The 13,228-nt window shown below is 61.2% G+C and carries 12 protein-coding genes and 1 tRNA gene; 8 read left to right on the plus strand and 5 right to left on the minus strand.

Annotation, left to right across the window (positions count from 1 at the left end; genetic code table 11):
- Positions 1-49 precede the first annotated feature (49 nt).
- The 7 genes from AF337_RS35140 (at position 50) to AF337_RS43895 (ending at position 6,162) form a co-directional block, all read left to right on the plus strand.
- Positions 50-1,222 carry an ABC transporter substrate-binding protein gene (locus tag AF337_RS35140; protein ID WP_049735702.1) on the plus strand — a complete coding sequence of 391 codons (1,173 nt, stop codon included), beginning with the start codon at positions 50-52 and terminating at the stop codon, positions 1,220-1,222.
- A gap of 66 nt (positions 1,223-1,288) precedes the next feature.
- Entirely contained in the window at positions 1,289-2,152 is an 864-nt protein-coding gene (locus AF337_RS35145) for a branched-chain amino acid ABC transporter permease (protein ID WP_049735703.1), read from the plus strand.
- Between the two features lies 1 nt (position 2,153).
- Positions 2,154-3,158, plus strand: coding sequence for a branched-chain amino acid ABC transporter permease (locus AF337_RS35150; RefSeq protein WP_049735704.1), 1,005 nt, complete (start codon positions 2,154-2,156; stop codon positions 3,156-3,158).
- On the plus strand, positions 3,155-3,919 hold the full coding sequence (locus AF337_RS35155) for an ABC transporter ATP-binding protein (RefSeq protein ID WP_049735705.1): 765 nt from the start codon (positions 3,155-3,157) through the stop codon (positions 3,917-3,919). Before AF337_RS35150 ends, AF337_RS35155 begins: the two co-directional genes overlap by 4 nt.
- Positions 3,900-4,616, plus strand: coding sequence for an ABC transporter ATP-binding protein (locus AF337_RS35160; RefSeq protein WP_049735706.1), 717 nt, complete (start codon positions 3,900-3,902; stop codon positions 4,614-4,616). The genes AF337_RS35155 and AF337_RS35160 overlap by 20 nt, the downstream gene beginning before the upstream one ends.
- A 382-nt stretch (positions 4,617-4,998) precedes the next feature.
- A complete protein-coding gene (locus tag AF337_RS35170) occupies positions 4,999-5,832 on the plus strand; it encodes a VCBS domain-containing protein (RefSeq protein ID WP_049735708.1) in 834 nt (277 codons plus the stop codon).
- A 189-nt stretch (positions 5,833-6,021) separates the two neighbouring features.
- Positions 6,022-6,162 carry a hypothetical protein gene (locus tag AF337_RS43895; RefSeq protein ID WP_167347833.1) on the plus strand — a complete coding sequence of 47 codons (141 nt, stop codon included), beginning with the start codon at positions 6,022-6,024 and terminating at the stop codon, positions 6,160-6,162.
- 157 nt (positions 6,163-6,319) lie between these two features.
- Here AF337_RS43895 and AF337_RS35175 read toward each other — a convergent pair.
- Positions 6,320-6,396 (minus strand) — tRNA-Met (locus tag AF337_RS35175).
- 135 nt (positions 6,397-6,531) lie between these two features.
- Positions 6,532-7,731 carry a tRNA 2-thiouridine(34) synthase MnmA gene (mnmA, locus tag AF337_RS35180; RefSeq protein WP_049735709.1) on the minus strand — a complete coding sequence of 400 codons (1,200 nt, stop codon included), beginning with the start codon at positions 7,729-7,731 and terminating at the stop codon, positions 6,532-6,534.
- A 508-nt stretch (positions 7,732-8,239) separates the two neighbouring features.
- Here mnmA and AF337_RS35185 point away from each other — a divergent pair.
- The gene (locus AF337_RS35185; RefSeq protein WP_049735710.1) at positions 8,240-8,503 is read left to right on the plus strand and encodes a hypothetical protein; all 264 of its coding nucleotides are present in this window, start codon (positions 8,240-8,242) and stop codon (positions 8,501-8,503) included.
- A 79-nt stretch (positions 8,504-8,582) separates the two neighbouring features.
- Here AF337_RS35185 and serA read toward each other — a convergent pair whose 3' ends face one another.
- The 3 genes from serA to AF337_RS35205 form a co-directional block, all read right to left on the minus strand.
- Positions 8,583-10,178, minus strand: coding sequence for a phosphoglycerate dehydrogenase (gene serA / locus AF337_RS35190; protein ID WP_049735711.1), 1,596 nt, complete (start codon positions 10,176-10,178; stop codon positions 8,583-8,585).
- Positions 10,179-10,259: 81 nt separating this feature from the next.
- Positions 10,260-11,438: a phosphoserine transaminase gene (locus AF337_RS35195; protein WP_049735712.1), complete on the minus strand. Its 1,179-nt coding sequence runs from the start codon at positions 11,436-11,438 to the stop codon at positions 10,260-10,262.
- 183 nt (positions 11,439-11,621) lie between these two features.
- Positions 11,622-12,458 (minus strand): outer membrane protein, encoded by an 837-nt coding sequence (locus AF337_RS35205; RefSeq protein ID WP_049735714.1) that lies wholly within the window; start codon positions 12,456-12,458, stop codon positions 11,622-11,624.
- Positions 12,459-13,228: the final 770 nt, after the last annotated feature.

Raw genomic sequence — 13,228 nt, forward strand, 5'->3', positions numbered from 1 at the left:
TTGCGGCTAGCAAATACGGCGCTGGAATGCGCCAACAAGGGAGAGAGAAATGAAGAAACTGCTTCTGGCCGCCGTTGCGGCAATCGCCATCGGCACGAGCGCCTATGCCGACACCATCAAGGTCGGAGTCATCGGCCCGTTCTCCGGTCCGTTCGCGCTCCAGGGCAAGAACTTCAAGGCCGGCATCGACGCCTATATGGCGGTCAACGGCAGTAAGGTCGGCAACGACACGATCGAGATCGTCTATCGCGACGTGCCGCAGGCCGATCCTGCTCAATCCAAGGCGCTGGCCCAGGAACTGATCGTCAAGGAAAAGGTCCAGTATCTCGCGGGCTTCTATTTCACCCCCGATGCCATGGCGGTGACGCCGATCCTCAAGCAGGGCAATGTGCCGATGGTCGTCATGAACGCCGCCACCTCGGCGATCGTCACCAAGAGCCCGCTGGTCGTGCGCACCTCGTTTACCACGTGGCAGACCTCGACGCCGATCGCCAAGGTCGCCTTCGACGCCGGCGTCAAGAAGGTGATTTCGGTCGTCAGCGATTACGGCCCAGGCATCGATGCCGAGAATGCCTTCAAGACCGGCTTCGAGAAGGCCGGCGGCCAGGTGGTCGAAGCGATCCGTATGCCGCTTGCCACCAACGATTTCAGCCCGATCATGCAGCGCATCAAGGATTCCGGCGCCGAGGGCGTCTTCGCCTTCCTGCCCTCGGGCCCGACGACGCTGGGCTTCGTCAAGGCCTATAACGAGAACGGCCTGAAGGCTGCCGGCATCAAGTTCTTTGCGCCTGGAGATCTGACCCAGGAATCCGATCTGCCGGCGCTGGGTGACGCCGCACTCGGCATCCAGACCACCTTCCACTATGCCGTCTCGCACGATTCTCCCGAGAACAAGGCTTTCGTCGAGGCGGCTTCCAAGGCGATCGGCAACAAGGCCGAACTCTCCTTCCCCTCAGTCAGCGCCTATGACGGCATGTATGTCATCTACAAGATGATCGAGGCGACGGGCGGCAAGCAGGATGCCGAGAAGGCTGTCGATGCGGTCAAGGGCCTTGCCTGGGTCAGCCCGCGCGGCCCGGTGTCGATCGACCCGGAAAGCCGCCACATCACGCAGAACATCTATCTGCGCGAGGTCGCCAAGGCCGATGACGGGACCTACATCAATAAGGAGATCCAGACCTTCGAGAAGCAGGACGATCCCGGCCTGGCTGCGGTGAAGTAAGATCCGGCATCCCGGCAAGCGACGGGCGCGCGAGGCCGAGCCCGTCGCATCGAGCAAGGTATTTCCATGCAGACAGTCTTCAGCATAGCCGTCGACGCCTTTGCCTATGGCATGGTGCTTTTCGTCATATCGATCGGCCTTTCCGTGACCATGGGGCTGATGCGCGTCGTCAATCTGGCGCACGGCGCCTTCGCCATGATCGGCGGCTACATCGCCTCCTATGCCGCCCGCGATCTCGGCCTCGGTTATGCGGTAGCGGTCATCGCCGCCATCGTCGTCACCATCCTCATCGCAATCCCGCTCGAGCGTTTTCTCTACCGCCGGATCTACGCTGCGCCCGAACTGACCCAGGTGCTGATGACGATCGGCATCACCTTCTGCGTCATCGGCATCGCCAATTACGCGATGGGGCCGACGCTGAAAACCATACCGCTTCCCGCGACGCTGCAGGGATCGGCCGATCTCGGCTTCCGCACCATTCCCGTTCACCGGCTCTTCGCCATCCTTTGCGGCCTGGCTGTTGCGCTGACGCTCTGGTTTGCGATCGAAAGGACGAGCTTCGGCGTCAAGCTGCGCGCCTCCGTCGACGATGCGGCCATGGCCGCCGCACTCGGCGTACGCACCGAGATCATCTACGCGGTAAGCTTTGCCGTCGCCGTCGGACTTGCCGCTTTCGGCGGCGTGGTCGGCGCCGAACTGCTGCCGGTCGAGCCCTATTACGCGCTGCGCTACATGGTCACCTTCCTGGTTGTCGTCTCCGTCGGCGGCGCCGGCTCCATTCCGGGCGCGCTGATCGCCTGCCTGCTGCTCGGAGCGATCGATACGACAGGACGCTATCTGATGCCCGAATTCGGCGAATTTTTCTTCTACCTCGCCGTGATCGCGATCATTTGCGTCTTCCCGCGCGGCCTTGCCGGAAGGGCGAAATAACATGGCGCTGGCAATCAACGACGAAAACGAACATCTCCAGCGCCGGCGCGGATTTCTCGGCCGAGATCTCGCCGCAATAGCGGTTATGACGGCCATCGGCGCAATCGGCTATTTCGCGTTTCCCGATAATCTGGCGCTGCTGACCCGGATGATCACGATCGCGCTGCTCGTTCTGTCGCTCGATCTCGTGACTGGTTATTGCGGCGTCGCCACGCTCGGCCATGCCGCGCTGTTCGGGTCCGGCGCCTATGCCGCCGGCATTCTGTCGGCGCATTACGGCATCAATGATCCGCTGCTGATGATGCTGGCCGGCATTGCCGGCGGCGCGCTTGCCGGGCTGCTCAGCGGTGCGATCATCCTGCGGGCGCATGGGCTCCCGCAGCTCGTGCTGTCGATTGCCCTCATCAATCTCTTCCATGAATTCGCCAACAAGGCTTCGTCCTGGACAGGCGGCAGCGATGGGCTTTCCGGCATCGCGCCGGACCCGGTCTTCGGTCTCTTCGAATTCGATCTCTACGGTCACACCGCCTTCTTCTTCGGCATGGCGCTGCTGCTTGTTGTCTTCGTACTGCTCAGATTGCTGGTCCGCTCACCCTTCGGCATGCTCTGCCGCGGCGTCAAACAGGATCCGCTGCGCATCCGCGCCATGGGCGCTTCGCCGAAGGCGACGCTGATCAGGATGTACATTATCTCGGGCGCGGTTGCCGGTGTCGGCGGCGCCTTGAATGCGATCTCGACCCAGGTCGTCGGCCTCGACAGCCTGTCTTTCACACAATCGGCCGAAGCGCTGGTCATGCTCGTGCTCGGCGGCACCGGCTCTCTCTTCGGCGCGCTCTCCGGCACTCTCATCTTCATGCTCTTCGAGGACTATGTCTCCGCTGCCAATCCCTTCCACTGGCTGACCATAGTCGGCGCGCTGCTGATTGCCGTCGTGCTGTTCGCGCCGAAAGGTCTCTATGGCACAGCCGCGGCCTTCATGGACCGCCGCAGGGAGCAGCGCGCATGAGCCCGGTCTTCGAAGTCGCCAATCTCAGGAAAGCCTTTGGCGGTCTTGCCGTCACCAATGATGTTTCGCTGGCGATGTCACCAGGCGACCGCATCGCGCTGATCGGCCCGAACGGCGCCGGCAAGACCACCTTCGTCAATCTCGTCACCGGCAACCTCGCCCCCGATTCCGGCGAGGTCCGCCTCGGCGGCGAGAGGGTGACGAAGGTCGATGCGATCGGTCGGGTCAAACGCGGTCTTATCAGGTCCTTTCAGGTGACGCGGCTTTTCCACGATATGACGCCGGCCGAACATGTGGGACTTGCCATTCTTCAACGGGACGGAAAGACCGGGCGCGCCTTTGGAAATTTCTTGCGAATGCCCGATGTCATGGCCGAGGTCGACGATCTCCTTGGAAAGCTCGGGCTGGCACCCCTGATGCACCGCAAGGTCAGCGAGATCGCCTATGGCCAGCAGCGGCTTCTGGAGATCGCCGTGGCGCTGGCGCTGAAGCCGAAGGTGCTGCTGCTCGACGAGCCGGCGGCCGGCGTGCCGCAGAGCGATACCGGCCGCATCGAGCAGGCGCTGGCCGATCTGCCTTCCGATCTCGCCGTGCTGATGATCGAACACGACATGGATCTCGTCTTCCGTTTTGCAAAACGCGTCATCGTGCTTGCATCAGGCGCCATAATCTTCGACGGCCTGCCCGAAGACGTCACTAGGGATGCGCGTGTGCGCGAGGCTTATCTCGGGAGTTATGCCAATGCCGGCCCTGTCGCTTGAGGTCGAAAACCTGTCGGCCGGCTATGGGCCGACCCGCGTGCTCGAAGGCATTTCCTTCTCCGTGCCGGCAGGCGGCCGGCTTGCTTTGCTCGGCCGCAACGGCATGGGCAAGACAACGCTCCTGGCGACGCTTGCCGGACAGACCAGGCGATATGAGGGCCACATCCGTCTCGGCGATGCCGACATCACCGCCGCACCGAGCGCGGCACGCGCGCATAAGGGTCTCGGATATGTGCCGCAGACCCGTTGCGTCTTCCCGACGCTGACTGTCGAGGAGAACCTGTTCGTCGGCCTGAAGGCGCGGCCGAAGACGGCGCTGGAGGAGGCCTATGCCATGTTCCCGCGCCTGAAGGAGCGCCGCCGCAACCTCGGCAGCCAGCTCTCCGGCGGCGAGCAGCAGATGCTCTCCACCGCCCGTACCATTCTCGGCCGCCCGTCGGTCCTGCTGCTCGACGAACCGCTGGAGGGCCTGGCACCGGTTATCTGCGAGGAACTGATGGCGGCCTTTACCGACCTCGCCAAGTCAGGGGATATGACCATCGTGCTTGTGGAACAGCGCATTCAGAGCGCACTCGATTTCGCCGATCAGGTCGTCATTCTCGAACGAGGCAGGCTGGCCTGGACGGGAACGCCGGAGAACCTCACAAGGGATCATGAAGCTATCGAGAGCCTGCTGGGCGTCGGCGGCCTGCATTGATTGATGGCCGCCGAAGTCGGGCCGTCGGTGACCCCGCTCCGCCTTCCAGATTGGCCTTGGCACGCCGAGCCATTCATGCAGTATATCGTCATGACGACGTCATCGTTGACCTGCCGATATTATGCTGACCGAAATTTTCCTGCCGGCCGAATTGATGGATCGCGTGAAGAGGCGAGAAACATGATGGTCGAGCGTGCGGCAGCAGTGCAGGACAAGACGTAAAACCCTGGTTCCTGAAGCTTCTTTACTTGGGTGTTAGAGCTACGGCCGGCCGAAAATTCATTGGATAGACAGGAAAATGCTCTGACCCTCCCGGCAATTTGGGTTGCCAGGCACTCGACAGGGTTGCATAGTCGAATTCAACATCAGACGGGAGGTAGAAATGGCAAATCACAAGCCGGTCGCAGGTGACGTATACCAGCCTATTTTTGACATCGACAACCCGATCGACGGCAACATCCTGGATAGCACCAGTTCCACAGATGCCGACGGAGATCGGGTGCGCCTCAACTTCGTGAACGGACAGAGAATTCCGCAGCCGGCCGATCCGGATGGCCCCGCCACGACGACGACAATCGAGGGAAAATACGGCACGCTGACCGTCTATTCCAACGGCAACTACACCTATGAACTCGATCACTCCAACCCGGTGGTGGCGGCGCTCGGCCCGGGCGATCAACTCGTCGACCAATTCAATTTCAAGATATCGGATGGCAAAGGCGCCACCGACTTCGGCTTGCTCAATATCGCGGTCGACTTGCCGGAACGCGGCGACGTCTTCGTCAATTTCGAGGATGTCGGCAAACACGACTTCCCCACGGGTTACAAAGGCTTCGATTGGGGCGCTTGGCACGATGGTGACGATGCAACGGTACATAAGGAAGCCGACGGCAACCATTATCTCGCAGGCGGCGTGTTCTGGACACCCATCCAAGCCGCCGATGGCGGCACCTTCCAGATCGAGCAATTCAGCGTGGCAAACGGCACATCGGACTATGACAACGTTTTAACGATCGAAGGTAAGCTGAACGGCGATACCGTGTTCCTGGTCACGGTCAACGTGACCGCCGACAGCATTCATGACCCGCAAGTGATCGATCTCAGCGCCTACGGCGAAATCGACTCTCTCGTGCTCGATACCGAGCCCGTCATTACCGAAGCGAGCGGCCCGGATTATTATGGCGCACAATACGACAACTTTCATTTCGTCGTTTGAGGGGCGTCTCGGATGAACAACCGGCCTTCCCCGCATCGTGAACGAGGTAATGTTCCAGATGCCGCGGAGGCCGAAGCCGTTCGCCATCCTCACACTGTAGCCGCCTGCCCAGTACCAATTTCTTGCGATAGCGGACAGACCTGCGTGTTTGCTAGCATGAGAATGTCCGGGGAGGACACGGATGCTGGGATGGAGGAAATGATGCAGCCAGTCGGGATCAAGTTGGCAGCGGTGACGTTCTCGCTTGCCGTATGGGCTATTATTATTGCTGCTGCATCCCACCTTTGGGCGATGAAGCTGCCAATAGTGCTTCTGATGCTCTATAAATAGTCCTGTCTTCGGCGCCAGCGGAAATCCCGCAGATCGGAAGCTGACCGGCTTTGCCGGCCTGCCGGCCAGTTTAGGGGGCGGCTACCGATGAACTGCCACGGCCGCCGGCACCGGCTCAAATCAAGGCCGCAAAAATCGCCAAATCTGCAATGAGAGATGGTAGCGGAGGAGGGATTTGAACCCCCGACACAAGGATTATGATTCCTCTGCTCTGACCTACTGAGCTACTCCGCCACTGGTCAAACGATACCTGCTCGCGAAGCGCTGCGGGCTCGTGGGATGAGCGGCTTATAAGGTGCGCTTCTGCATTGTGTCAAGCGCATGATCGAGAAAAACGGTGGCTTTGCCGCCTGTCCTCTCCTAACGCTTTCACGCAGCGACGGAGCCGGCCAAAAGGGCCTTGAGCGAAGCTTCCGCCGAAGGTTCGCGCTCGGAGCGTTCGATGAATCCGCCGCCGAAGACGCGGGCGTCGTCGCCGGGCGCGGAATAAAGCGCGCAGGCCTGGCCGGGGGCGATGCCCGCCTCACCGACCGTCAGGTCGACATAGGTGCCCGTTGCATCGACATGCAGCACGGCAGGCGCCGGCGCCCGTGTCGAGCGGACCTTGGCGTAGCAGGCAAAACCGTCGCCGGAGGCAGCTTGCGCAAGCGTCTCGTCGCCCAGCCAGTTGACGTCGCGCAAATAGACGCGGTGCGTTTCCAGTGCCTCCTTTGGCCCGACGATGACGCGGCGTGAGCGGGCGTCGAGAAAGACAACGTAGAGCGGCTCGCCGGTGGCGATGCCGATGCCGCGGCGCTGGCCGATGGTGAAGTGCAGGATGCCCTCATGGGTTCCAAGCACCCGGCCATCGAGATGGACGATCTCGCCGGCGAGCGCCGCATTCGGCTTCAGCTTGGTGATGATGTCGGAATATTTGCCCTGCGGCACGAAGCAGATATCCTGGCTGTCGGCCTTCTTGGCAACGACGAGACCCATCTCTTCGGCGAGCCTGCGGGTCTCGGCCTTCGGAAGGCCGCCGAGCGGAAAGCGCAGATAGTCGATCTGCTCCTGCGTCGTGGCGAACAGAAAATAGCTCTGGTCACGGTCGGCATCGGCCGGACGGTAAAGCGCGCGACGGCCGGGATGCTCCGACGACGGGTTCGGCCGCGAGCGGATATAATGGCCGGTCGCCAGCGCATCGGCACCGAGTTCCTTGGCGGTCGCCAGCAGGTCAGCGAATTTGACGGTCTGGTTGCAGGAGACGCAGGGAATCGGCGTTTCACCGGCGACATAGCTTTCGGCGAAGGGATTGATCACCGTCTCGCGAAAGCGCTTCTCGTAGTCGAGCACATAATGCGGGATGCCGAGCGTTTCACAGACGCGGCGCGCATCGTCGATATCCTGACCGGCGCAGCAGGAACCGGCGCGGTGAACGGCCGCGCCATGGTCATAAAGCTGCAGCGTGATGCCGAGCACGTCATAACCCTGCTGTTTGAGAAGGCCGGCGACGACGGATGAATCGACGCCGCCCGACATGGCGACGACGACACGGGTCTCTTCCGGCTGCTTGTCAAAATCCAGTGTGTTCAACGGTGGTGCCAAATTCTGCTTGGGTCTCGATCCGCCCTTGCGCTGCAATTGCGGCGGATTTGCCGATATCAGGCGGGATCGGCCGCCTTCTCGATGAGAAACCGATATAGAAAGGATTGTATCGGGACGCAAGAGGCGGCCTCGGATAGCGGTTTTTGGAATTCGCTGGCAAAGCAAGGCGCAGCCGCAGCCACGCCTTGGAAGCGGGGGTGCGGCTCAGGTGCCGATGAGCTTGTTGCAGGCGAATGCGATGCCCGGATTGGCGATGATGGCGGTCAAGAGCGCCAGTCCGATTATCGAGAATGAATAGCGTTTCATAAACATCCTCCTTTCCAGCCCAGGTGAATTATGCCGGTTCGGCTGCAGTTCTCAAAATGACGAATGCTTGAGCGGGGAACCGGCTCGCCGGGAAATCATTCGATTAAATATTTTACCCGCCGCGGAACGTTTCGCTCGATCATGCGTTGCAGGTGGTGAATGTCGCAATCGAATTACTGTGGAGGGTTTGATGGCCAGGTTCGGAACGACAGCAGATTATACGAGGATCAGACACTGGATCGAGGAGCGCGGCGGCCACCCCGCCCGGATCAAGGACGCCCGGGATAGCGAAACCGTCGGCGTCGATTTTTCCTCGAAACCGATGGAGGAAATTTCCTGGGACGAATTCTTCCAGGGGTTAGACGGCAGCCGACTCGCTTTTCTCCATCGCACCAAAGCACAGGACGATGCCGCCCGCCTCGGCCGGATCGTCCGCCGACGTAAGCACCACTGAGATCTTCCATTCCTGATGCAGCAAAAACCCGGCGCCGTTTCCAGCGCCGGGTTTTGCTGTTTCCTTGGGAGGAAGAAAGTCAGTCGACGTTGAAGGTCAACAGCTTTGCCTGGCGGATCGCCGGGTGAGCGGTCAGCTCCCCAAGCACGGAGTCATCCACGTCCCCGTCGACATAAAGCAGCGCGATGGCGTCGCCGCCCTGCTTGTCGCGGCCAAGCTGGAAGTTGGCGATGTTGACGCCGGCGGCACCAAGCGTCGTGCCGATGAAGCCGATCATTCCAGGGACGTCGGTATTGGTGATGTAGATCATGTGCGAGCCGACATCGGCATCGAGGTTGATGCCCTTGATCTGGATGAAGCGCGGTTTGCCATCCGAAAACACCGTGCCGGCGACCGAACGCGTCATGCTCTCGGTCGTCACCGTCAGCTTGATGTAACCGTCGAAGACACCTGTCTTATCGCGCTTGACCTCGGAAAGCACGACGCCCTTTTCCTTGACCATGATCGGCGCCGAAACCATGTTGACGTCGGCGACCTGCGGGCGGATGAGGCCGGCAAGCACCGCGCTCGTCAGCGCCCGCGTGTTCATGTTGGCGGTAATGCCGTCATAGAGGATCTCGATTTCCTTGATCGGCTCTTCGGTGACCTGGCCGACGAAAGCACCGAGCACATCGGCGAGGCGGATGAAGGGCTTCAGGATCGGTGCTTCTTCAGCGGTGATCGACGGCATGTTGATGGCGTTGGAGACCGCCCCCTTGACGAGGTAATCCGCCATCTGTTCGGCCACCTGGAGGGCGACGTTTTCCTGCGCCTCGGTCGTCGAGGCGCCGAGATGCGGCGTGCAGACGACGTTCGGCAGGCCGAAGAGCGGGCTTTCCTTGGCCGGCTCAACCTCGAACACGTCGAAGGCGGCACCGGCGACATGGCCGGACTTGATGGCTTCGGCGAGAGCCGCTTCATCGACCAGGCCGCCGCGGGCGCAGTTGATGATGCGCACGCCAGGCTTGGTCTTTGCCAGCGCTTCCTTATTGAGGATGCCGCGCGTCTTGTCGGTCATCGGCACATGCAGCGTGATGAAATCGGCCCGGGCGAAAAGTTCGTCCAGCTCGACCTTGGTGACGCCCATCTCTTCGGCGCGCTCCTTGGAGAGGAACGGGTCATAGGCGACGACATGCATCTTGAGGCCGATGGCGCGGGCACAGACGATCGAGCCGATATTGCCGGCGCCGATGACGCCGAGCGTCTTGCCGGTGATCTCGACGCCCATGAATTTCGACTTCTCCCATTTGCCGGCCTGCGTCGAGGTATCGGCTGCCGGAAGCTGGCGGGCGACGGCGAACATCAGCGCGATCGCGTGTTCGGCCGTGGTGATCGAATTGCCGAAGGGCGTGTTCATGACGATGATGCCGCGGCGCGAGGCGGCCGGAATATCGACATTGTCGACGCCGATGCCGGCGCGGCCGACGACCTTCAGATTCGTCGCCCCCTGGATGATCTTTTCCGTGACCTTGGTGGCGGAGCGGATGGCGAGACCATCATATTTGCCGATGACGTCGAGCAGACGGTCCTTGTCCTTGCCGAGCTGCGGTTCGAAATCGACTTCGACGCCGCGGTCGCGGAAGATCTGGACGGCGGTTTCCGACAATTCGTCGGATACGAGAACGCGAGGTGCCATTGTGGCCTCCTTCAAAAGTGTTCAGCGATGAATGAATGGAGATGCGGGCTCCGCCCTGTGGCGGAGCCGGATGCGATCACGTCAGGCGGCTGCCTGAGCGAGCTGCGCCTTCTGTGTTTCGAAGGCCCAGGAAAGCCAGGGCATCAGCTTCTGCATGTCGGATGCCTCGATCGTGGCGCCGGCCCAGATGCGCAGGCCGGACGGCGCGTCGCGGTAGTGTCCGACGTCATAAGCAACGCCTTCCTTTTCCAAGAGGCCGACCAGACCCTTGGCGAAAGCCGCCTGGCCGTCTTCGTCGAGCGCCGTGATGTCCTTGTCGACGATCTTCAGGCAGACGGAGGTGTTGGAGGCCGTTTCCGCCTTGACGGCGAGGTTGGCGATCCAATCGTTGGCCGCGACGAAATCGTGGATGACCTTGGCGTTGGCGTCGGCGCGCGCGATCAGCGCCTTGAGACCGCCGAGTCCCTTGGCCCAGACCAGCGCATCGATATAGTCCTCGACGCAGAGCATCGACGGCGTGTTAATCGTCTCGCCCTGGAAGATGCCTTCCGTCAGCTTGCCGCCCGAGGTCATGCGGAAAATCTTCGGCAGCGGCCAGGCCGGCGTATAGGTCACCAGACGTTCGACGGCGCGCGGCGAAAGGATGATGACGCCATGTGCGCCCTCGCCGCCCAGAACCTTCTGCCAGGAGAAGGTGACGACATCGAGCTTGGCGAAATCGAGTTCCTGGGCGAAAGCGGCCGAGGTGGCATCGCAGATCGTCAGGCCCTTGCGGTCGGCCGGAATGAAATCGGCGTTCGGCACGCGCACGCCTGAGGTGGTGCCGTTCCAGGTGAAGACCACATCGCGGTCGAAATCGACAGCGGAGAGATCGGGAAGCTCGCCATAACCGGCTTCGAGCTTTCGTACGTCCTTGAGCTTCAGCTGCTTGACGACATCGGTGACCCAGCCGGCGCCGAAGCTTTCCCAGGCGAGCATGTCGACGCCGCGTTCGCCGAGCAGCGACCAGAGCGCCATTTCGACGGCGCCGGTATCGGACGCCGGAACGATGCCGATGCGGTAATCCGCCGGCACGTCGAGAATTTCACGGGTAAGGTCGATGGCCTGCTTCAGCTTGGTCTTGCCGACTTTCGCGCGGTGCGAACGGCCAAGGGCCGCGTCGGAAAGGGCGTCGAGCGACCAACCGGGGCGCTTCGAGCAGGGGCCAGAAGAGAAATGAGTATTGTTCGGACGGATGTCCGGCTTTGCGGTCTTCGCCATGATGCTATCCTCTCAGATAGAAAGCCCTTCGTTGGGGAAGGGTGTCCCGCCGCCGTGTGTATGGATAGCAGGCGTCTTAGTCAAGATCGAAGTGTCGCAGAGAGAGGATATTTTGACGCAGGCACGCTTGACGCAGCAAAAAGCCGCCCGAGCGGGCGGCTTTCTGATGGGGGCGAATTGAGCTTACTTGTAGACCGCCGGCTGCAGCGGAATTTCCGGCGGCGGTTCGTAGCTCGCCTGGGCGCATCCGCCGAAGAGGTAGCGGCCACCGACGCGGACTTCATGGGCGCTGAGGCCCTTGTCGCGGCCCGGACCGCCATTTTCGGCATAGCCGAACATATTGCCGCCATCGATATGCAGGTAGCGGTAGCCGACATCGGCCTTGAAGTTGCAGGTCACGTCGACCGAGGCGCCGGCCATGAGGGCGTAAGTAAAGCGCCAGTTGCCCTTGCCGCCATGGGTAACTTGATCGTCGCAGAAGCTGCCGTCATCGGCGCAGGCGACGTTGCGCAGGTTCTTCCACTTGACGTAGGAGCCACCGATACCGGCGCCGACATAAGGCGTAACGTAGCCATAGGTGCCGAGATCGACATAGGCGTTGGCAAGCAGCGTATAAGCCGTCAGCGAAGAGCGGTCGCTCGAGGTGCAATCCACCAGCGGGAAGCCGCACTGGCCTGATGTCGAGCCCTTGAAATCAGCCTGCGTCAGATAGTCGAAGGTCAGATCGGTGCGCAGATAGCTGTTGACCTGATAACCGACACCGCCGCCGATCGTCCATGCGTCGTCGAGGTCAGCGTCGTCGAAATCGACCTCGGTGGCGTTGCTGCCCTGGAAATAGCGGGCGCCGCGCAGATCGGTGAAGGCATAGCCGACATCGCCGCGCAGGTACCAGCCGGTCGCTTCGCTGACCGCCACTTCGGGCGGCTGCTCCGGGATAGGCTCAGCGGGGGCGAGGTCCGCGGAATAGGCGTTTGTCGCGATCAACAATGCGGCGAAGATGCCGGACAAGCTTCTTTTCATGGATCCCACTCCAAAATCCGTTGGGTCGGCAGGCTTCAAGTCGCTGCCAAACTGATACGCTTCGGATGGATAATGAATGGGAAACGTTAAAAGCTGCTTAACCACGATTATTTACCGTAGATCTTGAAGCTTCAGGTAGAGGAAACATGGATTTCCGCGACAAGTCTTTGAAGAGAGGACCTGACGAGATGATTTGGCTGGATAACGCTCCAGCTCTTCCCGCAATCTTCGTCTGGCCGTGGTGATAAAATGGCGAAGGCGTAGTAAGTGTCGGCCTAACGAAGGACCGCTGCGGCGTGTCTCTGCACGCTGACGGCGGGTTTGGCGAGAACGCTACCACACTCTCCGTCTTCCCAGGCCTTGAGCCTGGGATCCATACGGCAGCTGCCGTGGACGCGGTGTGGATGCTTGGCTCAAGGCCGAGCAGGACGGAGTGTGGGGCAGGCAGAAGAACCTTCACAGCGCAGACGCTCGTGTCAGCGACGCCGTCCGCTAGCAAAACCAGACAATGCCAGTCCCCGCATAAACTGACTTGGTGAGGAGGGTGGGTTGATACTTGCGCTAGCTTTTCTGCCGTAGAGCAAAACAAACCGATCAGCCTTCAGAGGTGCCCCGCAGGGGCACCGAAGGACGAAGCGGTTGGCTGCGCACTCACCACAGCCATCCGAATTGTCGGATAGCGCCCCGGTGGCCGGCCTCGTCCTTCGAGGCCCCTGCGGGGCGCCTCAGCAACCGTGTTGTTGGGGCTCGTTCCAGGGTGTGTTTCTTTT

It is taken from the genome of Rhizobium ecuadorense (assembly GCF_001187535.1).
GTDB lineage: Bacteria > Pseudomonadota > Alphaproteobacteria > Rhizobiales > Rhizobiaceae > Rhizobium > Rhizobium ecuadorense.